22 protein-coding genes and 1 pseudogene are annotated in these 21,151 nt (G+C 68.9%); 13 read left to right on the top strand and 10 right to left on the bottom strand.

The genetic code is table 11. The annotated features are described in order from the left end of the window. Positions 1 to 23 precede the first annotated feature (23 nt). The 4 genes from ACPEH1_RS18535 (at position 24) to ACPEH1_RS18520 (ending at position 4,027) form a co-directional block, all read left to right on the top strand. A complete protein-coding gene (locus ACPEH1_RS18535) occupies positions 24 to 1,772 on the top strand; it encodes a glutamine--tRNA ligase/YqeY domain fusion protein (RefSeq protein ID WP_423716172.1) in 1,749 nt (582 codons plus the stop codon). Between the two features lie 196 nt (positions 1,773 to 1,968). Further along, positions 1,969 to 2,529, top strand: coding sequence for a nucleoside deaminase (locus ACPEH1_RS18530; protein ID WP_017356601.1), 561 nt, complete (start codon positions 1,969 to 1,971; stop codon positions 2,527 to 2,529). A 24-nt stretch (positions 2,530 to 2,553) separates the two neighbouring features. Then, positions 2,554 to 3,600: a 23S rRNA (cytidine(2498)-2'-O)-methyltransferase RlmM gene (gene rlmM / locus ACPEH1_RS18525; protein WP_017356600.1), complete on the top strand. Its 1,047-nt coding sequence runs from the start codon at positions 2,554 to 2,556 to the stop codon at positions 3,598 to 3,600. A 34-nt stretch (positions 3,601 to 3,634) separates the two neighbouring features. Then, on the top strand, positions 3,635 to 4,027 hold the full coding sequence (locus tag ACPEH1_RS18520) for an EF-hand domain-containing protein (protein WP_423716171.1): 393 nt from the start codon (positions 3,635 to 3,637) through the stop codon (positions 4,025 to 4,027). A 22-nt stretch (positions 4,028 to 4,049) separates the two neighbouring features. Here ACPEH1_RS18520 and ACPEH1_RS18515 read toward each other — a convergent pair whose 3' ends face one another. Continuing rightward, positions 4,050 to 5,225 carry a UbiH/UbiF family hydroxylase gene (locus tag ACPEH1_RS18515; RefSeq protein WP_313275670.1) on the bottom strand — a complete coding sequence of 392 codons (1,176 nt, stop codon included), beginning with the start codon at positions 5,223 to 5,225 and terminating at the stop codon, positions 4,050 to 4,052. Continuing rightward, entirely contained in the window at positions 5,222 to 6,427 is a 1,206-nt protein-coding gene (ubiH, locus tag ACPEH1_RS18510; protein ID WP_136003731.1) for a 2-octaprenyl-6-methoxyphenyl hydroxylase, read from the bottom strand. Before ubiH ends, ACPEH1_RS18515 begins: the two co-directional genes overlap by 4 nt. 122 nt (positions 6,428 to 6,549) lie before the next feature. Between ubiH and ACPEH1_RS18505 the strand changes: the two genes are divergently transcribed. The 9 genes from ACPEH1_RS18505 to ACPEH1_RS18465 all read left to right on the top strand — a co-directional run bounded on the left by ACPEH1_RS18505 (position 6,550) and on the right by ACPEH1_RS18465 (position 15,836). Beyond that, a complete protein-coding gene (locus tag ACPEH1_RS18505; RefSeq protein WP_017356474.1) occupies positions 6,550 to 7,134 on the top strand; it encodes a hypothetical protein in 585 nt (194 codons plus the stop codon). Between the two features lie 14 nt (positions 7,135 to 7,148). Next, positions 7,149 to 7,703: a cob(I)yrinic acid a,c-diamide adenosyltransferase gene (locus ACPEH1_RS18500; protein WP_423716170.1), complete on the top strand. Its 555-nt coding sequence runs from the start codon at positions 7,149 to 7,151 to the stop codon at positions 7,701 to 7,703. Positions 7,704 to 7,727: 24 nt separating this feature from the next. After that, entirely contained in the window at positions 7,728 to 8,639 is a 912-nt protein-coding gene (locus ACPEH1_RS18495; protein WP_017356472.1) for a histone deacetylase family protein, read from the top strand. 116 nt (positions 8,640 to 8,755) lie between these two features. Continuing rightward, a complete protein-coding gene (lptD, locus tag ACPEH1_RS18490; RefSeq protein WP_017356471.1) occupies positions 8,756 to 11,206 on the top strand; it encodes an LPS-assembly protein LptD in 2,451 nt (816 codons plus the stop codon). Further along, a complete protein-coding gene (locus ACPEH1_RS18485) occupies positions 11,203 to 12,549 on the top strand; it encodes a peptidylprolyl isomerase (protein ID WP_313243001.1) in 1,347 nt (448 codons plus the stop codon). Before lptD ends, ACPEH1_RS18485 begins: the two co-directional genes overlap by 4 nt. Positions 12,550 to 12,552: 3 nt before the next feature. Beyond that, positions 12,553 to 13,533, top strand: a complete 981-nt coding sequence (gene pdxA / locus ACPEH1_RS18480) for a 4-hydroxythreonine-4-phosphate dehydrogenase PdxA (RefSeq protein ID WP_017356469.1) — start codon at positions 12,553 to 12,555, stop codon at positions 13,531 to 13,533. Further along, positions 13,530 to 14,363, top strand: a complete 834-nt coding sequence (gene rsmA, locus ACPEH1_RS18475; protein WP_017356468.1) for a 16S rRNA (adenine(1518)-N(6)/adenine(1519)-N(6))-dimethyltransferase RsmA — start codon at positions 13,530 to 13,532, stop codon at positions 14,361 to 14,363. Before pdxA ends, rsmA begins: the two co-directional genes overlap by 4 nt. Before the next feature lie 68 nt (positions 14,364 to 14,431). Continuing rightward, positions 14,432 to 14,815: a Co2+/Mg2+ efflux protein ApaG gene (gene apaG, locus ACPEH1_RS18470; RefSeq protein ID WP_017356467.1), complete on the top strand. Its 384-nt coding sequence runs from the start codon at positions 14,432 to 14,434 to the stop codon at positions 14,813 to 14,815. A gap of 13 nt (positions 14,816 to 14,828) precedes the next feature. Continuing rightward, complete coding sequence (locus ACPEH1_RS18465) at positions 14,829 to 15,836, top strand: symmetrical bis(5'-nucleosyl)-tetraphosphatase (RefSeq protein ID WP_136003726.1); 1,008 nt, start codon at positions 14,829 to 14,831, stop codon at positions 15,834 to 15,836. Positions 15,837 to 15,869: 33 nt separating this feature from the next. On the opposite strand, the gene ACPEH1_RS18460 is transcribed toward ACPEH1_RS18465, so the two are convergent. From ACPEH1_RS18460 to ACPEH1_RS18425, 8 genes and pseudogenes are all read right to left on the bottom strand, one after another. After that, the gene (locus tag ACPEH1_RS18460; protein ID WP_153164885.1) at positions 15,870 to 16,361 is read right to left on the bottom strand and encodes a dihydrofolate reductase; all 492 of its coding nucleotides are present in this window, start codon (positions 16,359 to 16,361) and stop codon (positions 15,870 to 15,872) included. Between the two features lie 102 nt (positions 16,362 to 16,463). Beyond that, positions 16,464 to 16,994 carry a hypothetical protein gene (locus tag ACPEH1_RS18455; protein ID WP_017356028.1) on the bottom strand — a complete coding sequence of 177 codons (531 nt, stop codon included), beginning with the start codon at positions 16,992 to 16,994 and terminating at the stop codon, positions 16,464 to 16,466. 120 nt (positions 16,995 to 17,114) lie between these two features. Beyond that, positions 17,115 to 17,909, bottom strand: a complete 795-nt coding sequence (locus ACPEH1_RS18450; RefSeq protein ID WP_423716169.1) for a thymidylate synthase — start codon at positions 17,907 to 17,909, stop codon at positions 17,115 to 17,117. Next, a complete protein-coding gene (gene lgt / locus ACPEH1_RS18445) occupies positions 17,906 to 18,796 on the bottom strand; it encodes a prolipoprotein diacylglyceryl transferase (RefSeq protein WP_017356026.1) in 891 nt (296 codons plus the stop codon). The genes ACPEH1_RS18450 and lgt overlap by 4 nt, the downstream gene beginning before the upstream one ends. 51 nt (positions 18,797 to 18,847) lie before the next feature. Beyond that, on the bottom strand, positions 18,848 to 19,336 hold the full coding sequence (locus ACPEH1_RS18440) for a TPM domain-containing protein (RefSeq protein ID WP_423716168.1): 489 nt from the start codon (positions 19,334 to 19,336) through the stop codon (positions 18,848 to 18,850). After that, positions 19,336 to 20,226: a TPM domain-containing protein gene (locus ACPEH1_RS18435; protein WP_423716167.1), complete on the bottom strand. Its 891-nt coding sequence runs from the start codon at positions 20,224 to 20,226 to the stop codon at positions 19,336 to 19,338. Before ACPEH1_RS18435 ends, ACPEH1_RS18440 begins: the two co-directional genes overlap by 1 nt. Before the next feature lie 4 nt (positions 20,227 to 20,230). Next, positions 20,231 to 20,869: a LemA family protein gene (locus ACPEH1_RS18430; RefSeq protein WP_136003723.1), complete on the bottom strand. Its 639-nt coding sequence runs from the start codon at positions 20,867 to 20,869 to the stop codon at positions 20,231 to 20,233. A 100-nt stretch (positions 20,870 to 20,969) separates the two neighbouring features. Beyond that, a pseudogene (locus tag ACPEH1_RS18425) lies at positions 20,970 to 21,151 on the bottom strand (TerC family protein); the annotation flags it as partial.

Raw genomic sequence — 21,151 nt, 5'->3', positions numbered from 1 at the left:
CTTTCAGACTGCGACCGCGCATCATGTCCGAGCCTACCGCCGCCCCCACCGACGCCCTTCCGGAAACCCACGAAAAGCGGGATTTCATCCGTCAGATCGTCCGCGAGGACCTGGCCGCCGGCAAGCATGCCGCAATCAAGACGCGCTTCCCGCCCGAGCCCAACGGCTACCTGCACATCGGCCATGCCAAGTCGATCTGCCTGAACTTCGGCATTGCCGGTGAGTTCGGCGGCGTGTGCAACCTGCGTTTCGACGATACCAACCCGGCCAAGGAAGACCCCGAGTACGTGGCGGCGATCCAGGACGACGTGCGCTGGCTGGGCTTCGAGTGGAACGAGCTGCGCCACGCCTCGGACTACTTCGATGCGTACTACCTGGCCGCACAGAAGCTGATCCGCGACGGCAAGGCCTATGTGTGCGACCTGTCGGCCGAGGAAGTGCGCGCCTACCGCGGCACCCTGACCGAGCCGGGCCGCCCGTCGCCGTTCCGCGAGCGCAGCGTGGAAGAGAACCTGGACCTGTTCGCGCGCATGCGCGCCGGCGAGTTCCCGGACGGTGCGCGCACCGTGCGGGCCAAGATCGACATGGCCAGCGGCAACATCAACCTGCGCGACCCGGCGCTGTACCGGATCAAGCACGTCGAGCACCAGAACACCGGCAACGCCTGGCCGATCTACCCGATGTACGACTTCGCGCATGCGCTGGGCGACTCGCTCGAAGGCATCACCCACTCGCTGTGCACGCTGGAGTTCGAAGACCACCGCCCGCTGTACGACTGGTGCGTGGACAACGTGGACTTCGCGCACGACGACGCGCTGACCGCGCCGCTGGTGGAGCGCGGGCTGCCGCGCGAAGCGGCCAAGCCGCGCCAGATCGAATTCTCGCGCCTGAACATCAACTACACGGTGATGAGCAAGCGCAAGCTGATGGCGCTGGTCACCGAGCAGCTGGTCGATGGCTGGGAAGACCCGCGCATGCCGACCCTGCAGGGCCTGCGTCGCCGCGGTTACACCCCGGCCGCGATGCGCCTGTTCGCCGAACGGGTGGGCATCAGCAAGCAGAACTCGCTGATCGATTTCAGCGTGCTCGAAGGCGCTCTGCGTGAAGACCTCGACGGCGCTGCGGCGCGTCGCATGGCGGTGGTCGATCCGGTCAAGCTGGTACTGACCAACCTGCCGGAGGGCCACACCGAAACGCTGACCTTCTCCAACCACCCCAAGGACGAGGCCTTCGGTACCCGCGAGGTGCCGTTCGCGCGCGAGCTGTGGATCGAGCGCGAGGACTTCGCCGAGATTCCGCCGAAGGGCTGGAAGCGCCTGGTGCCGGGCGGCGAAGTGCGCCTGCGCGGTGCGGGCATCATCCGCTGCGATGAGGTGATCAAGGATGCCAACGGCGCCATCATCGAGCTGCGCGGCTGGCTGGACCCGGAATCGCGTCCGGGCATGGAAGGCGCCAACCGCAAGGTCAAGGGCACCATCCACTGGGTCAGCGCGGTGCACGCGGTGCCGGCGGAAATCCGCCTGTACGACCGCCTGTTCTCGGTCCCCAACCCGGACGACGAATCCGACGGCAAGACCTACCGCGATCACCTCAATCCGGCATCGCGCCGCACCGTTGCCGGCTATGTCGAACCGGCCGCGGCCAGCGCCGCTCCGGAGCAGTCCTTCCAGTTCGAGCGCACCGGCTACTTCGTTGCCGATCGCCGCGACCACACCGCGGCCACCCCGGTGTTCAACCGCAGCGTGACCCTGCGCGACACCTGGTCGGCGTAAGCCATCCGCGCCGGTGCCTGGCACCGGCCTCCGTCCAGCGGCGCCCTGCACCGGCAGGGCATCCGCCCCGGCATCCCCGCAACCGGCGCACCCTCGGCGCCGGCAGGCCCGTGGCCGCGTTCAGCGCGGACACGGCATCCCTACGCACGGCCCGATACACTGCCGCTGCTCCATCCCAGAAGAGGCCCACGCCCCGATGCTGTACGCGCAAGTCCACCTCACCCTGCCCGCCTGGATCCACGACCGGATCGATCTCAGCCGCGCCTATCCCGGCGATGCCGACAAGGTCGCGCTGGCGATCGAGCTGTCGCGCCTGAATGTCGAGGCGCAGACCGGCGGTCCGTTCGGCGCGGTGGTGTTCGGCCCGGACGACCGCGTCATCGCCGCCGGCGTCAACCGCGTGGTGCCGCACAACACCTCGCTGGCGCATGCCGAAAACATGGCCTACATGCTGGCCCAGCAGCGCCTGCAGACCCCGCGGTTGAACGACGTACTGAGCCCGGTCACGCTCGCCACGTCGTCCCAGCCCTGTTGCCAGTGCTATGGCGCGACCGTATGGGCCGGCATTGACCGCCTGCTGATCGGTGCCAGCGCACAGGATGTGGAAGAACTCACCGCGTTCGACGAAGGTCCACTGCCGGCAGACTGGGTGGGCGAGCTCAACCAGCGCGGCATCGAGGTTGTGCGCGACATCGAGCGCGACGCGGCACGCGCCGTGCTGCGCCAGTACGGGGAGACCAACGGTGCGCATTACTGACCGCCGCGCCTCGGGCGCGATTCGATGACCGGCCTGCTGTGTCTGTGCCGCCAGGGCTTCGAGCCTGAACTGGCCGCTGAACTGTCCGAGCGCGCCGCCCATGCGGGCATTGCCGGGTATGCGCGTACCCAGCGCAACGATGGCTACGTGCTGTTCGCCACCGGGGAAGGCGCCGCCCTGTCCAAGGCGTTGCCGTGGCGTTCGCTCATCTTCGCGCGGCAGAAGCTGGTGGTGCTGGCCGAGCTGCCGCAGCTGGACGCGGCCGACCGCATCACCCCGATCATGGCCGCGCTGCAGGGCCAGCAGCGGTTCGGTGACATGTGGGTGGAGCACCCGGATTCCGATGAAGGCAAGCCCTTGGCCGGCCTGGCCCGCGCGTTCGGCAATGCGCTGCGCCCCGCACTGCGCAAGGCCGGCCTGTTGACCGACAAGGCCAACACCGCACTGCCGCGCCTGCACATCGTGTTCGTGGACGGGCGCCATGCCTTTGTCTGCGTCGCCGACACCCGCGACAGCGCGCCGTGGGCGCTGGGCATCCCGCGCCTGAAACTGCTGCCCGATGCGCCCTCGCGCTCGGCACTGAAGCTGGATGAGGCGCTGCTCACCCTGATGACGCCGGAAGAGCGCGAGAAGCTGGTGGTGCCGGGCATGCGCGCGGCCGACCTTGGCGCCGCACCCGGCGGCTGGACCTGGGTGTTGACCCGCCAGCACGTCCACGTGATCAGCGTCGACAACGGCCCGCTGCGCGACCATGTGCTGGAGACCGGCCTGGTCGAGCACCTGCGCGCCGACGGCTTCCACTGGCAGCCGGAGACGCCGCTGGACTGGATGGTCTGCGACATGGTCGAACAACCGCGCCGGGTCGCCGAACGCATGGCCACCTGGTTCCGCGAGGGCTGGTGCCGGCATGCGATCTTCAACCTCAAGCTGCCGATGAAGAAGCGCTGGGACGAGACCCGCATGTGTCTGGAACTGTTCCAGGCGCAGGCAGACAAGCCGCTGGTGGTGCGTGCCAAGCAGCTGTACCACGACCGCGAGGAAATCACGGTGCTGGCGTCGCCGTTGCGCTGACCCGCGCGGCGGCCCCCTTTTCTTGGAGATCGCGATGCGACGTCTTTCCAGCCTGGTCCTGTTTCTGTGGGTGCCAGGCGTAGTGTTTGCCCAGACCCCTGCTCCGCCGCCGGCCATCAGCGAACCGCTGCGCGACGTGCCGGTCAGCGTGCGCACCCAACCGCTGGCACAGGGCAAGGTCACCCATCAGGTGACGCTGCCTGCGCCGGCCGGCGAGGCCGAGATCACCGTGCGGTCGGTGCAGCCGGTGGCCGTGATTGGCCAGTACCGGTTTGCTTTTCAGGCACTGGACAGCGATGGCGACGGTTTCATCAGCCGCGAGGAGGCACAGGCCAATCCCGCGCTGGCCGATGAATTCAGCGCCCTGGATGTAAAGCGTCGCGGCAGGCTCGACCGCGCCGACCTCGCCGGCTGGCTGGCCGACTAGGCCCCCGCTCACGCGGCCGGCGTCACACCCCGGCCGCGCGCTTCCAGAACATCGATACCAGTGGCGGCAGCTTGCCGGCACACCCCAGCGCGCGGCCGCGCGCCAGGGTGAGATGCATCTCATCGTTGGAGAACACCGTGTTGATGGCATCGAAGCCATAGGCGGCGACGGTGTTCTCGCTGCGTCGTTCGCGTGCCCACCGCTGCAGCCGGTGCGGCGACATCCCGTCCTGGCGGCGCTGCCGCGCATCGCGGAACAGGGCGCGCAGCGCGGCCACATCGCGCAGGCCCAGATTCACCCCCTGCCCGGCCAGCGGATGCACCACGTGTGCCGCATCGCCCAGTGCGAGGATGCGGCCGGTCATGTAGGCGGTCGCCAACTGGCGGCGCAACGGAAAGGCCACACGCCGCGAGGCCGGCTTCATCCGCCCGAGTCGACCGGCGAAGGCCGCAGTCAGTTCCTGCCCGAACGCCGCATCGTCCAAGGCCAGCACACGCTCGGCCTCTGCGTCGGGCAAGGTCCAGACGATCGAACTGCGGTGGGTACCGATCGGCAGTACGGCCAGCGGACCGGTCACCAGGAAACGCTGCCAGGCCGTGGCCTCGTTGTCGTGTTCGGTGTCCACATAGGCCACCACGCCGCGCTGGCCGTAGTCCTGGCGGGCGACCTCCAGCCCCGCCAGCCGGCGCAACGTGGACTCGGCGCCATCGGCGGCGATGGCCAGCGAAGACTCCAGGCGACGGCCGTCCTCCAGCCGCAGCCGCACGCCCTGTGCGTCCTGCTCCAGTGCTTCCACGCGCGCGGGACAGCACACCTCCACGCCAGCCGCCGGCAGCGCCGCCCACAGGCGGTCGACCAGCAGATCGTTCTCGACGATCCAGCCCAGTTGCGGCCGGCCGAGGCGATCGGCATCGAACCGCAGCTCGTCGCCACCGGCCGCGTCCCAGACCCGCATGCGCCGATAGGCACACGCCCGCGCACGGCTGACCGCTGGCCACACGCCCAGCGACTGGAGCAGCTGCGCGTTGTCGGGCGCAAACGCGTACACGCGCAGGTCCGGCTGCTGCGGCTGCCACTGTGCCGGCTCGCGTCCTTCGACCAGGGTCACCTCCAGCCCGGCATCGGCCAGCGCCAGCGCGCAGGTCGCCCCGACCACGCCGCCGCCCACCACGATCACATCGCGCGCACGCCGGCTCATGCGGCGCCCTCCCGGCACAGCGCCGGCACCTCGCCGCGGAACCCCATCGCGCCGCCGACCAGCATCGACTGCATCGGCGTGGCCTGCGCGGCCAGCAGGCCGAGGCTGCGCAACGGCCGCATCAACGGCGCCGGGTTGCTGGTCAGCCGGGCCAGCCCACCGGAGAAGGCGATGGTCTGCGCGCGGTCTTCCGCGCGGCGGGCCACGTGCGCGGCCAAGAGGGCATCGCTGCCCGGATCACCGGCAGCGCCCACCAGTTCGGCCAGGGTCAGCGCATCGCGCAGGCCCAGATTGAAGCCCTGCGCGCCGAGCGGGTGGATGGTCTGCGCGGCATTGCCCAGCAGCACCGCCCGCTCACCCACCAGCGACTGCGCCAGTACCTGGATCAGCGGGTAGGCGCTGCGCGGGCCGCTCTCCAGCAGCCGTCCGGCCCGCCAGCCGATCGCGTCCTGCAGGCGCTGCAGCCAGGCGGCATCGTCCAGCGCCAGTACCGCCTCGGCCTGCGCGCGGGCCACCCCGTGCACCGCACCGTAGTGGCGGTCGCCGCGCGGCAGCAGCGCCGTGGGGCCGGTGTCGGTGAAACGCTCGTAGGCCGTGCCGTCCGGCGCGCGCGCCGCGCGTACCCGTGCGACGAACAGGGTCTGCTCGAAATCATGATCGTCCACGCCGATGCCCAGCGCGTCGCGGACGCCGCTGCGGGTGCCATCGGCGCCGACCACCAGCCGCGCCAGCAGGCAGCGCTCGCCGCCGTCATCGGCGATGAAGACCTGGCGGTAGCCGTCGACCGTTTCGCCAAGGCGGATGAAGCGGGCCGGCCGGTAGCGGGTCAGGCGGGTCAGTTCGTCCAGGCGGATTTCCAGCGCCTGGCCGAAATCACGCGCCACCACCACCTGACCGAACCACGGGCGCTGGTACTGCGCCGCCTCCATCTGCACGCGGCCGAAATCGCCCGCGCGGCTGACGTGGATGCGGGTGATCGCGCCGGTGCCGGTGGCCAGCCGCTGCATCACGCCCAATGCGGTCAACGCGTTGACCGTGGCGGCGGCAAAACTCAGGTTGCGCTGGTCGAACACGGCCGGCAGCGTCCCCGCAGGCGTAGCTTCCACCAGGCCGACGTCGCGTCCGGCGCGGTCCAGCGCGATGGCCAGACTGGCACCGACCAGCCCACCGCCTACGATCACCACATCATGTCGTTCACTCATGCCGCCATGATAAGCGGCCACTGCGGTCCGCGCCGCCCCGCCGTAGCGGCCATCGTGTCCGGTGCGCCCGGCCGGGCCGGGCCGGGGCTAGAATGGATGCTGAATCCCCTCCCGTCGCCGCCATGACCTCCACCGCCCAACGCGCCTTCGTCCTGTCCGTGCTCGTGCTGCTGATGGCGGCCACACGGGTCAATCATTTCGCCGCGACCCCGGATGCCTCATGGGCGGTGTTCTTCCTCGGCGGGTTCTACCTGCGCGCCTGGACGCGCTGGGCGTTCCCGCTGCTGATGGCGCTGGCCCTGCTGGTGGACGTCCTGGTGATCCGCAGCGCCGGCATGGCCTACCTGCAGCACTACTGCGTCTCGCCGGGCACCTGGATGCTGCTGCCGGCCTACTTCGCACTGTGGGCCGGCGGCATGCTGCTGCGCCAGCACTATCGGGGCGCGAGCTGGGCGGCACTGGGCAAGGGCGCACTGCTGCTGGTGGCCGCAGTGGCGGTCTGCCACCTGTTTGCCCAAGGCGGTTTCTACTGGACCAGCGCCAACGTGTCCCAGCCGACCCTGGCCGGTTGGGCCAGCAACTACGGCGACTGGTACCTGCCCTACCTGCGCACCGCCGCGATCTACGTCGGCCTGGCTGCGGCGCTGCAGCTGGCCACCGAACAGGTGGCCAAGCTGCTGCAGGCGCGCCGCGACATCCTGCACTGAGCGCCGGAGCCACCGTGGGCAATCGCCTTTCCCGCATCTATACGCGCACCGGTGACGATGGCAGCACCGGCCTGGGCGATGGCAGCCGCGTGCGCAAGGATGCCGCCCGGGTCCAGGCCTACGGCACCGTGGACGAGGCCAACTCGGCGCTGGGCGTGCTGCTGGCGGTTGCGCTGCCGGACGACGTACGCGCGTTGCTGACCACGATCCAGCACCAGCTGTTCGACCTCGGCGGCGAGCTGTGCATCCCCGGCCATGCCGCCATCCATGCCACCGACATCGAGGCGCTGGAGGCCCGGCTGGACCACTTCAATGCCGACCTGCCGGCCCTGAAGGAGTTCATTCTGCCCGCCGGTGGCGAGGCCGCCGCACGCTGCCACCTGGCCCGCACCATCGTGCGCCGTGCCGAGCGCGAGACGGTCACCTTGGCCGCCCTGGAACCGGTGCGCGTCGAAGCGATCGGCTACCTCAACCGCCTGTCGGACCTGCTGTTCGTGCTCGCGCGCGTGCTGGCGCGCGCCGATGGCCAGGGCGATGTGCTGTGGCGCCACGAGCGCCGGCAGGCCTGAGCCCCTACCGGAACCCCTGCCCGCATGCTGGTTTTCACCCATCCCGCCTGTCTGCAACACGATCCCGGCCGTGGCCACCCCGAAAGCCCCCAACGCCTGCAAACGGTCCTGGACGCCCTGGAAGCGGCATTCCCCGACCAGCTCGACTGGCGCCAGGCCCCGCCGGCGAAGCTGGGTGAGCTGGCCCGGGTCCACGACAGCGCGCTGATCGACCTGGTCCTGCAGCCGCAGACCGAGCCGCTGCGCCTGCTCGACATGGACACCATGACCTCGCCAGGCTCGGCCAGTGCGGCCCTGCACGCGGCCGGGGCCGGCGTGGCCGCGGTCGATGCGGTGATGCTGGGCGCGGACCCGGTGGCCTTCTGCGCGGTCCGGCCGCCGGGCCACCACGCCACCGCGACCACCGCGATGGGCTTCTGCCTGTTCAACAACATCGCCATCGCCGCTGCGTATGCGCGCGACCGGTATGGGCTGGAACGCATCGCGATCATCGATTTCGACGTCCACCACGGCAACGGCACCCAGGACATCTTCATCGCCGACCCGGGGGTGGCCTACTACAGCACCCACCAGGCCGGGCTGTTCCCGAACTCCGGGCTGCGCCGCGACCGCGGGGCCGGCAACCTGCTCAACATCCTGCTGCCGCCAGGCAGCGGTGGCTTCCGCTTCCGCAATACCTGGGCCGACGAGATGCTGCCGGCGATCGACGATTTCCGCCCGCAGCTGCTGCTGATCTCGGCCGGCTTCGATGCGCACATGCGCGACCCCCAGGCCGACCTGATGCTGGAAACCGACGATTTCGCCTGGATCACCACCGAGCTGCGTACCCTGGCGCGCCGCCACGGTGGCGGCCGGGTAGTGTCGATGCTGGAGGGCGGATACGACCTCCAGGCGCTGGCCGAATGCAGCGTGGCCCACGTCGGCGCGCTGCGCTGAGCCGGCGCAATCCGGGCCGGCGCTGAACCCGGACCCCTTGTCGCCAATCGCCTTCATTGCCCCTATGCAAGGGATGGGGCAAGCTACGGTCCGTTTTCGCCCGAATCCGATACCGCGTGCGCCGAGCCCTCCGCCTGCTGCCCCTCCCCCTCAGCATCGCCATCTGCCTGCCGGCCCTGGCCGACGAAAAGCCGGTGAGCTGGGGCCTGTGTCCGGCCACTGACGTGCTGCCCGTCTTCAACGATGCTCCCCAAGCCGACAAGGCCGCAGCCGCCACGCGCGACCAGCAGCCCACCGACATCGAGGGCGACCAGCTGACCGGCACCTCGACGGTGCCGCAATACCAGGGCAACGTCGCGCTCAAGCGTGGCGACCAGTTCCTGGGCACCGACCACCTGAGCTTCGACACCGAAAGCGGCAATTACATCGCCGAGGGCAACGTCCGCTACCAGGACTCCTCGATCCGCATGGTCGCCAAGCGGGCCGAAGGCAACCAGGAAGCGGACACCCACAAGATTTCCGACATCCAGTACCAGCTGGTGTCCCGCCGTGGCAATGGTGGCGCCGAATCGATCGACCTGCAGGGCGCCGTGGGGCAGATGCACCGCTCCACCTACACCACCTGCGATCCGTCGCAGCCGGTGTGGAAGCTGTCGGCACCGCAGATCGAAGTGGACAACGACGAAGGCTTCGGCACGGCGCGCAACGCCGTGCTGCGCATCGGCAAGGTGCCGGTGCTGTGGGCGCCCTACTTCAAGTTCCCGATCGACGACCGGCGCCAGACCGGCCTGCTGTACCCCCAGCTGGGCCTGTCCGGCCGCAACGGCTTCGATTACACCCAGCCGATCTACCTGAACCTGGCCCCGAACTACGACGACACCCTGATGCCGCGCTACATGAGCAAGCGCGGTTTCATGCTCGACAACGAGTTCCGCTATCTGTACGACGGCGGCCGCGGCGAACTGCTGACCGCCTACCTGCCCAACGACAAGCTGCGCGACAAAGACCGTGGCCGCGTCGAATACACCGGTTATCACAACGTCAACGCGCAGTGGCAGGCGCGGGCAAGCCTGGCCTGGGTCAGCGACGAGCGCTACGTGGAGGACTTCTCCAACCGGCTGCTGGGCGTGACCACGTCCAATCTGCAGAGCCAGGCGGGCATCTACGGTACCGGCGAAACCTGGTCGGCCGGACTGATGGCCGACTACTGGCAGCTCACGGACTACACGTTGACCGAAGCGGCCCTGCCGTATTCGCGCCAGCCGCGCCTGTACCTCAACTGGGACAAGCCGCTGCTGCCGTGGCTGGAGACCGGCGTCTACGCCGAAGCCGTGCGCTTCACCCATGACGATGTCCACCAGAAGATCCGCGACGACAGCGGCGAGTACGTCCGCAATGGCGTGACCACCCGCATGGACGGCGGTTCGCGCATCGACCTCAAGCCGTACGTCTCCATGCCGTTCAGCGGCGCGGCCTGGTACGTCACCCCGACCCTGGCCTACCGGTACACCGCCTACGACCTGGAGCGCGGGCTGGCCGACGACATCCGCCGCAGCCAGCTGACCCCGGAACAGTTGGCGGTTGCCACGCCCGAGCAGCTGCGCGGCAACACCTCGCCCAGCCGCAGCCTGCCGATCGGCACGATCGACGCCGGCCTGTTCTTCGACCGCGAGACCACCATCGGCGGCACCCGCTTCCTGCACACGCTGGAACCGCGCCTGTTCTACCTGCGTACGCCCTACCGCGACCAGAGCGACCTGCCGGTCTTCGATACCCGCGATTTCACCTTCAGCTGGGGCCAGCTGTTCCGCGACTCGCGCTACTCCGGCGCCGACCGCCAGAACGATGCCAACCAGCTGACGATGGCACTGAGCACCCGCTTCATCGATCAGGAGACCGGCAAGGAACGCTTCTCCGGCAGCATCGGCCAGATCCTGTATTTCGATGATTCGCGGGTGACCCTCAACAGCAGCGAGACCCCGGTCGAGAAGGGCAAATCGGCCTGGGTGGCCGACGGCAACTACGCCATCAACGACCGCTGGACCTTGGGCGCCACCTACCAGTGGGATCCCAAGTACAAGCGCGAAGACCTGGCCAGCGTGCGTGCGCGCTACCTGATGTCCAACGACGGCATCATCAACCTGAGCTACAGAAGCCGCCTGAATCCGCAGGCGTCGAACACCACGACCCGCTTCGACCGGACGCTGCTGGAGCAGGCCGACCTGTCCTTCCTGTATCCCATCAACGAGCGCTGGAGCCTGGTCGGCCGCTACTACTACTCCATCAAGGACAGTGCCCCGCTGGAAATCATCGGCGGCGTGCAGTGGGACAGCTGCTGCCTGGCCGTGCGTGCGGTGGCCCGACGCTATGTGCGCAACCGCGAGGGCGACCTGAACAACTCCTTCCAGATCGAGTTCGTCCTCAAGGGCCTGAGCTCCATCGGCCAGAACACGGACCGCACCTTGCGCCGTGCTATTCTCGGTTATTACCGCGACGACCTGTATCTCGTGCCGCCCAGCAACACCGGCGCGTCGCGGGACGACTACGATCCGAACCAGATCCCATGACCAAGACCCTTCCCGTTCTTCTCGCTTCCCTGCTGGCGGTGTCCACCGCATCGGTGCCGTTGCAGGTCCTGGCCCAGCAGAGCCAGCCGCTGGATCGAATCGCTGCCGTGGTCGACGAAGACGTCGTGCTGCAGAGCGAACTGGACCGTGCGATCCAGAACATCAAGGCCCAGTACGCCGGCCGCGAGGGCCAGCTGCCACCGGATGACGTGCTGAGCCGCCAGGTGCTCGAGCGACTGGTCCTGGTCAAGCTGCAGGTCGCCCGCGCCGAAAGCAGCGGCATCAAGATCAGCGATCAGGAACTGAACCAGGCCCTGAACGCGATTGCCCAGCAGAACGGCTCCAGCCTGGACGCCCTTCGCCAGCGCCTGGCCAAGGACGGGATCGATTTCAACGACTTCCGTGCCTCGGTGCGCGATGAAATCACCGTGCAGCGTCTGCGCCAGAGCTTCGCCCAGAGCCGCATCAGCGTCAGCGAGGGCGAAGTGGATGCCGCGCTGAAGCAGCAGGCAACGGTGGGGACCCAGTATCACCTCGCCCACATCCTGATCGGCCTGCCCGAGGGGGCCAGTGCCGACCAGATCGCCACCGGCCAGAAGAAGGCCGACGGTGTGAAGGCACTGCTGGACAAGGGCGAGCTGGACTTCAACGCGGCCGCCGTGCGCTATTCCGACAGCCCCAACGCGCTGGAAGGCGGCGACCTGGGCTGGCGTACGCTGGATGAAATCCCCAATGCGTTCGCGCAGATGATGAGCCAGATGAAGGCTGGCGACGTGATCGGTCCGCTGCGCGGCCCGAGCGGCTTCCAGCTGCTGAAGCTGGTGGAAGTGCGTGATGCCAATGCGGCGGCCGGCACCGGCAACACCGTCACCGAGTACCACGCCCGCCACATCCTGGTGCGCGTGAACGACCAGCAGGACAACGCCGCAGCCAAGGCCAAGATCGAAACGCTGCGCGCCCGCATCGCTGGCGGCGCGGACTTCCAGGCCGTGGCCAAGGAAGCCTCCGAAGACAACAACAGCAAGGGCCAGGGCGGCGATCTGGGCTGGTTCCCGGCCGATGCGTTCGGTCCGGACTTCGGCCGCCAGGTCGAAAGCGTCGCCGACGGCGGCGTGAGCCAGGCCTTCCGCACCGACGCTGGCTGGCACATCGTGCAGCGCGTGGCGACCCGCCAGACCGATGCCACCAACGACAACCAGCGTGCGCAGATCCGTGAAACGATCGGCCGCCGCAAGCTGGAGGAAGAGTACAACCGCTTCCTGCAGGAACTGCGCGGCGAAGCCTATGTCAGCTTCCGCAGCGGCGACCGGGCGGAAAACACCGCCACGCCTCCGCAGTCCTGATCGATGATCCCGCAGCTCGCGCTGGTACCGGGCGAGCCGGCCGGGATCGGTCCGGAACTCTGCCTCCGCCTCATCCAGCAGCCGCGCACCGATTGCCGGCTGCTTGCCTTCGCCGACCCGGACACCCTGCGGGCGGCGGCGGCGGCACTCGCGCTGCCCCTGCAGCTTCTGCCTGAAGACGCCATCGCCCGCCAGCCGGGCGATCTGCCGTTGTGCGAGGTGCGCAACACCACCCCGTCGCGCTTCGGCGAACCGGATCCGGCCAATGCCGGCGCCGTGATCGGCGCCCTCCTCCAGGCCGGCCAGGCCTGCCTGGACGGTCGTCTGGACGGCGTGGTCACCGGCCCGGTGCACAAGGCCGTGATCAACCAGGGCGGCATCGCCTACAGCGGCACCACCGAGCTGCTGGCCGACCAGGCCGGGGTGGAGGTGGTGATGATGCTCGCCAACGACATCGTGCGCGTGGCCCTGGCCACCACGCACCTGCCCCTGCGCGCGGTCGCCGATGCGATCACCGCCGAGGGCCTGACGGCCACCCTGCACACCGTGCACGCCGCGCTGCGCCGCGAGTTCGGCATTGCCACGCCACGCATCGCCGTGCTCGGGCTGAATCCGCATGCCGGCGAGGACGGGCACCTGGGCCGCGAGGAGCTGGACCTGATCATCCCGCTGCTGGACCGGCTGCGGGCGCAGGGCATGGACCTGGTTGGCCCGCTGCCGGCCGACACCGCCTTCCTGCCGGCCAGACTGACCGGCTTCGACACCGTGCTGGCCATGTACCACGATCAGGGCCTGCCGGTGCTCAAGTACAGCGGCTTCGAACAGGCCGTCAACATCACCCTGGGCCTGCCCTACCCGCGCGTGGCGGTCGATCACGGCACCGCGCTGGAGCTGGCCGGCCGGGGCATCGCCGATCCCTCCAGCCTGCTTGCCGCCACGTCCCTGTGTGCCCGGCTGGCGCGCCAACGTAAACTGGTGCCATGACTTCCCCGTATTCCCCCTCCGCCGCCGGGTTCACCGCGCCGGCCAAAAAGCAGCTCGGCCAGCACTTCCTGGCCGATCGCAGCTACATCGACAAGATCGTGCTGGCCGTGAACCCCAAGGACGACGACCGGCTGGTCGAGATCGGCCCGGGTCAGGGCGCGATCACCCTGCCGCTGCTGCGCCGCCATCCGCGCCTGACCGTGATCGAGTTCGACCGCGACCTGATCGCACCGCTGACCGCCGCCGCCGCGCCGTTGGGCGAGCTGACCATCGTGCACCGCGACGTGTTGCAGGTGGACTTCACCGAGCTGGCCGACGGCGGGCAGATCCGCCTGGTCGGCAACCTGCCCTACAACATTTCCTCGCCCATCCTGTTCCATGCAATGGAACACGCCGCGGTGATCCGCGACATGCACTTCATGCTGCAGAAGGAAGTGGTGGACCGCATGGCGGCCGAACCCGGCAGCAAGGTCTATGGCCGGCTGAGCGTGATGCTGCAGGCCTGGTGCAGGGTGACCTCGCTGTTCGTGGTGCCGCCGGGTGCGTTCCGGCCGCCGCCGAAGGTGGATTCGGCCGTGGTGCGGCTGGTGCCGCGCGATCCGGCCACGGTCGGCATCCTCGACCGCAAGCGCTTCGCCGATGTGGTCCGGGCCGCCTTCGGGCAGCGCCGCAAGACCCTGCGCAACGCACTCAACAACGTGGTCAGCGCCGCACAGTTCGAGGCCGCCGGCGTGCGCAGCGATGCCCGCGCCGAACAGCTCGAGGTGGCGCAGTTCATCGCGCTGGCCAACGTTCCGCACCTGGACGGCGACGACGTGCCCCAGGGTTGAACGCGACGCCACGCGCCAGCCTGCGCTGCGCTCACCTCAACCTGCACAACACCCTCTAAACTGCCTGCATGAACGACGCTGCAAACTATGCGATCTCGGTCGAGGTCGCTCCGCGCTTTCTCGACGACCAGTCCACGCCGGAGGACGGACGCTATGCGTTCGCCTACACGATCCGCATCCACAACGAGGGCCGGATCGCGGCGCGGCTGGTGGCGCGGCACTGGCGCATCACCGATGCCAACGGCCGTATCGAGCATGTGGATGGCGATGGCGTGATCGGCGAGCAGCCGCGCCTGCGGCCGGGTGAAGACTTCCGTTACACCTCCGGTGTCATGCTGGAAACGGAACACGGCACGATGCAGGGGCACTACGACATGGTGGCCGACGACGGCACCGAGTTCGCCGCACCGATCGCGCCGTTCGTATTGACCGTTCCGCGCACATTGCACTGATGGAGGCGCACGCATGAGTGTCTGGGCCATCGGCGACCTGCAGGGCTGCTACGACGTCACCCAGCGGCTGCTGGAGAAGATCCGCTTCGATCCGGCGGTGGATACGCTGTGGTTCTGTGGCGACCTGGTCAACCGCGGCGGTCAGTCGCTGGAAACGCTGCGACTGGTGCATTCGCTGCGCGACAGCAGTGTGGTGGTGCTCGGCAACCACGATCTGTCGCTGCTGGCCGTGGGCGCGCGGACCGAAGAAGAGCAGCGCAAGGTCAACCCGGATCTGCTGCGCATCGTGCAGGCCGAGGACCGCGACGTCCTCCTGGACTGGCTGCGGCTGCAGAAGCTGGCCCACGTCGACCGCGACCTGGGCTGGATGATGATCCATGCCGGGCTGGCGCCGAAGTGGACCACCCAGCTGGCCGAGAAGCATGCCCGCGAAGTGGAGATGCAGCTGCACGGCAGCGGTTACCGCAAGCTGTTCCGCAACATGTATGGCGACAAGCCGGCGTGGTCGCCGGGCCTGTCCGGCTACGACCGCTCGCGCGCGATCATCAACCTGTTCACGCGCATGCGCTACTGCACGCCGCGCGGCCGCATCGGCATCGAGGACAAGGGCACGCCGGGCACCCAGGAACAGGGGCTCTACCCCTGGTTCGAGGTGCCGGGCCGGGTGGAGCGCGACCTCAAGATCGTGTGCGGCCACTGGTCTGCGCTGGGCCTGACCATCACTCAGGGCGTGCACGCCATCGACACCGGTGCGGTGTGGGGCGGCAAGCTCACCGCGCTGCAGCTGGACACCGACGAACTGCGCGTGGTGCAGGTACCCGGCCGCGATGTCCCCAAGCCGGTCTCCGCGCCGCGACCGCCGGCACGCCGGCCGGCCAGCGAAGGCACCTCCGAAGGCCGACCTGCCCGCCAGGGCGGCCCTGGCCAACGTGACCGCCACCGCGGCACGGGTCGCCCGACGCCGCAGGTACAGGCGCAGGCCCATCCCCGGAACGCGGACGTCACCAGCGACAGCGAGTGAGGCCACAGCCGGTCCTGGCGACCGGCCCGTGCTTCAGCGACGGCCGTAGTCCACGAAATCGAACGCCACCGCGTGCCGGGCATCGGCCGGGTGATGTTCGCGCGCCACTTCGACCCACAGCGCCGGGTCAACGGCCGGGAAGTGGGTATCGGCGGCGACGACGGTATCCACCCAGGTCAGGTGCAGGTCGGTGGCCTGCGCCATGACCAGGGCGTAGATCTGCCCGCCCCCGATCACGCACAGCTCGTCGGCCCCATCGGCGCGGGCCTGCTGCAGCGCCTGTTCGACCGATTCGACTGCCTGCATGCCCTCGAACGGCACCTCGCCGGTGCGGGTGAGGACCAGATTGCGGCGGCCCGGCAACGCGCGGCCCAGCGATTCGGCGGTACGCCGGCCCATCAGGATCGGCTTGCCCACGGTCAACGCCTTGAAGCGCTTGAGGTCGTCGGGCAACTGCCACGGCAACTGGTTGTCGTGGCCGATGCCGTGCTGGCGGTCGAGGGCGGCAATCAGGGAGAGCTTCATGGCAGGTCGAATCCGGGCGGCACGGCGGCGCACAGTATACGAAGTGCCTGTTGGCGCGCGGCGAGGCCACCGGCGGCGAAGCGAAGGGCAGCCGGCTCGACGCTACCGTGCCGCGCAGCGCGCGCGCTCGGCGCGGATTGCGGCGAGCTGGCCGTCGAATCCGGCGATGTAGTCGGCGTCTTCCTCGCGGCGCGCCTGCAGCAGGTCGACGCGGTCGTTGATGACGTCGGCGAGCGCCGGGGTGTCGAGCATCGCCGCCCCGAGCTCAAGCGGGGGCACATGACCAATGCGCCCGTTGAGCCTGCGCAGCTGATCCAGCGAGAACGCCGAGGCGACCACCTGGTCAACCTGCGCCAAGTGCCCCGCTTCCTGCATGGCCGGGCGCAACGGCGCGATGTAGGTCGCCGCGATCGGCGCCAGCGCGGCCTCTGCCGCGTGCCGGCAGGCCTCGGGCAGGCCCTCCGGTTCGTCCCCGGTGAAGTTGTCCAGGATCGACGCCTCGATGTCGTCCAGCAGCGCGCGGGTGTAGATCGCCAGCACGTCGTGATTGAGCCGTTGCGCCAGCGACAGCGCTTCCTCGCCGGGCCCGGCCAGCGCAGGCAGTGCCAGCGCGCCGCATACCAGGGCCGCCACGGCCCGCCACCTCCGATGTGTCACCTGCATCCTTGACCGTCCATCTCCATCTCCAGGGCCGGTCACCCTACACCAGCCCGCGCGCCCGGGGCGAGCCTCAGGCGGCGCCCCCGGCTGCGCTCAGACCGCGACCGGCGCCTTGATTGCCGGGTGCGGGTCGTAGCCGTCGATGCGGATGTCGTCGAACTGGAAGCCGAACAGGTCGGTGACCTGCGGATTCAGCCACAGCGTGGGCAGCGCGCGTGGCGTACGCGACAACTGTTCGCGGGCCTGCTCGATGTGATTCGAGTACAGGTGCGCATCGCCCAGCGTGTGCACGAAATCGCCCACGCCCAGCCCGGTGGCCTGGGCGACCATGTGCGTGAGCAGCGCGTAGCTGGCGATGTTGAACGGCACGCCTAGGAAAATGTCGCCGCTGCGCTGGTAGAGCTGGCAGCTGAGCTTGCCGTCGATCACGTAGAACTGGAACAGGTTGTGGCACGGCATCAATGCCATCTGCGACAGTTCGCCCACATTCCAGGCACTTACCACCAGGCGCCGCGAATCCGGATTGCGCTTGATCTCGTCGACCAGCCACTGCATCTGGTCGATCGAACCGCCGTCGGCGGTGGCCCAGCTGCGCCACTGTCTGCCGTACACCGGACCAAGATCGCCGTTGGCATCGGCCCACTCGTCCCAGATGCGGACCTGGTTGTCCTTGAGGTAGCCGATGTTGGTATCGCCCTTCAGGAACCACAGCAGCTCGTGGATGATCGAGCGCAGGTGCAGCTTCTTGGTGGTGACCAGCGGAAAGCCCTCACCCAGGTTGAAGCGCATCTGCCAGCCGAACACGCTGCGCGTGCCGGTGCCGGTACGGTCGGATTTCTCCGCGCCGTGGTCCAGCACGTGCTGCAGCAGATCCAGATACGGCTTCATGCCTTCGCTCCGGCCGGCGACGCCGGCAGTTGCGGCTGCAGCACCGGCGCGCGGCGCGACAGCACCAGCAGCACCAGGCCGAACACCACCAGCGGCAGGCTCAGCAGCTGGCCGCGGGTGAACCAGTCGAAGGCCAGATACACGCCGTTGTCGGGCATGCGCACGAACTCGACCGCGAAGCGGAAGATGCCGTACATCAGCGCGAACAGGCCCGCGATCACATAGCGATGGCGCGGCTTGGCCGACACCGCCCACAGCACCACGAACATCACCAGGCCTTCCAGCAGGGCTTCATACAACTGCGACGGATGGCGGGCGTACTGATTGAGCGCGCCCGTGGCGAACTGCGCCTTGAGCGTGGCGGCATCGAGCGCATTCAATGGCGCCGGCAGACCGCTGGGGAACACCACACCCCAGGTGCCGTCGGTGTACTTGCCCCACAGCTCGGCGCCGATGAAGTTGCCGATGCGGCCGAAGCCCAGGCCCAGCGGCACCAGCGGGGCCATGAAATCGATGGTGTCGAACAGGTGCAGGCGATGCCTGCGCGACCACCACCACGCGGCGAACAGCACACCCAGCAGGCCGCCGTGGAAGCTCATGCCGCCATCCCACACCTTGAACAGCAGCAGCGGGTTGTGCAGGAAGTCGCCCAGCGCATAGAACAGCATGTAGCCCACGCGCCCGCCCACCACCACGCCGAGCATGGCGTAGAACAGCAGGTCGGAGAAGCCGTCGGCATTCACCCCCGGCAGGCGCCCGGCCGCGATGCGGCGACGCCCCAGCCACCAGGCCGCCATGAAGCCGAGCAGGTACATGATGCCGTACCAGTGCACTTTGACCGGCCCAAGCGAGATGGCGATGGGGTCGATGTCGTGGAAATAGATCATGGGCGATGCCTTGCAGGTAAGCGGCTATTCTCGGGGTACGGCCGCGCTACCTCAACCGAGCAGTTGGGGGGTGTTGGGCAGACCGTCATCCTTTGACCCGGTGCCGGGCGGATAGTGCCCGGCCAGCAGGTCGGACACTTCGTTGATCGCCTGCAGCACCGCGTCCTGCAGTTCACCCTGGCGCAGACGTGCCTGCATGTGGGCGCAGATCGCCTGCCACTGGGCCTGGCCGATCCGCCCGCGCAGGCCACGGTCGGCCACCAGTTCGATCGCGTGGTCGGCCAGCAGCAGGTACACCAGCACGCCGTTGTTGTGCTCGGTATCCCACGTGCGCAACTGGGCAAAGGCGGTTTCGGCGCGCTGGCGCGGGCTGACCCGGTGCCACAGGGCCATCAGCGGCAGGTCGCTTTCCACGGCAAACATCACCTGCCCGCCGTGGCGCCGTTCGCCGGCCGTGATCGCGTCGGTGATCGCCTGCAGCCGGGCTGGCGGGAAGGCGCGCCGCACCGACGGGGAGAAAAAATGTCGCCACCAGCGCATCACCAGCCTCCCGAGGCGCCACCGCCTCCTGAACGTCCGCCCCCACCGCCCCAGCCACCACCGCCGCCGAAGCCGCCGCCTCCTCCACCCCAGCCACCCCCGCCGAAGCCACCGCCCCCGCCCCAGCCCCCACTGCGGGCAAAGCGGCCGGCCTTGCTCGAGGACAGACCGATGAACAGCGCCACCAGCCCGGCCAGGCCACTGGCCAGCCACAGCGAGGTGAACAGGAACGCGGCGACTGCCGCGCCGGCACCGCCCAGCAGTCCGCGCAGCGGGCGTGGCACCCCGCTCAACAGCGCACGCAGGACGCTGCCGACGAAGAAGCCGATCACCAGGGCGAAGGTCCAGCCGTCGCCATCCGGGTTGCGGGTGGCGCGGTGGTCGCTGACCGGTGCCGGCAGCTCCTCGCCGTCGATCAGTGTGACCAGCGCGCCGGTGGCCGCGGACAGGCCGCCGGCATAATCGCCGGTGCGGAACTGCGGGGCCAGGTACTCCTGGATCACGCGATTGGCGATCGCATCGGGAATCGCGCCTTCCAGCCCGTACCCCGGTTCGATGCGCACGCGGCGATCATCTTTGGCCACTACCAGCAGCACGCCGTCGTCCACGCCCTTGCGGCCGATCTGCCACTGCTCGAACACGCGCTGGGTGTACTGCTCGATCGATTCGGGCTGGGTGCTGGGCACCATCAGGATCTGCAACTGGCTGCCCTTGCGCTGCTGCAGGGCCAGCGCCTGGGCTTCAAGCGCCTGCGTCTGCGCGGCATCCAGGGTGCCGGTGGTGTCCACCACCGGCGAGGTCAACGGCGGAATCGCCGCCTGCTGGGCCCACGCCGCCGGCGCCAGGCACAGGGCGAGCAGCAGCAGGAAGCGCAGCAGGGGCGCGGTCACGGGCTCAGTGCGCCGGCTGCGGGGTCTGCGGCGCGGGCGCCGGCGCCGGAGCGGGCGCCTGCGAACCGAACTTGACCGCCGGCGGCTGGGAAATCTGCGCCTCGTTCTCGACGGTGAAGTTCGGCTTGGTCGCATAGCCGAAGATCTTGGCCGTGATCACCTGCGGGAACTGGCGGATGAAGGTGTTGTAGTCCTGCACCATCTGGATGTAGCGGCCGCGCGCCACGGTGATGCGGTTCTCCGTGCCTTCCAGCTGCGCCTGCAGATCGCGGAAGCCCTGGTCGGACTTCAGGTTGGGGTAGTTCTCGGTGACCACCAGCAGCCGCGACAACGCGCCGCTGAGTTCGCCCTGCGCCTGCTGGAACTGCTTGAGCGAGTCGGCGTCGTCGGCGTTGACGTTGACCTGGCCGACGCGGGCGCGGGCATTGGTGACGTCGGTCAGCACCTGGCGTTCCTGGTTGGCATAGCCTTCCACGGTCTGCACGAGGTTGGGGATCAGGTCGGCACGGCGCTTGTACTGGTTGAGCACTTCGGCCCAGCCGGCCTTGACCTGCTCATCCTTCTGCTGGATGGCGTTGTAGCCGCAGCCGGACAGCAGGGAGGCCAGTACGGCCAGGAACAACAGTCGGGAGAACGATCGCATGGCCGGCTCCGGCTCTCGATGACGGGAGTCCGGAGCATGCCACGAACGGGGTCGGTGCGCCGTGTTCAGCCAGATGCGACACGGCGGACCGACCCGGCCGTCACCACTGGCCGGCGCCCGGCACGTTGTGGGCCACGGCGCGGCGGCGCATCAGCAGGTTCAGCCATTCCACCAGCACCGAGAAGCCCATCGCGGCGTAGATGTAGGGCTTGGGCACGTGCACGTCCAGGCCATCCAGGATCAGCACCGCGCCGATCAGCAGGATGAAGGCCAGGGCCAGCA

The organism is Stenotrophomonas sp. NPDC077421 (assembly GCF_049545505.1).
In the GTDB taxonomy this organism is placed as follows: domain Bacteria; phylum Pseudomonadota; class Gammaproteobacteria; order Xanthomonadales; family Xanthomonadaceae; genus Stenotrophomonas; species Stenotrophomonas nematodicola.
This window is presented reverse-complemented; position numbering and strand designations above follow the sequence as displayed.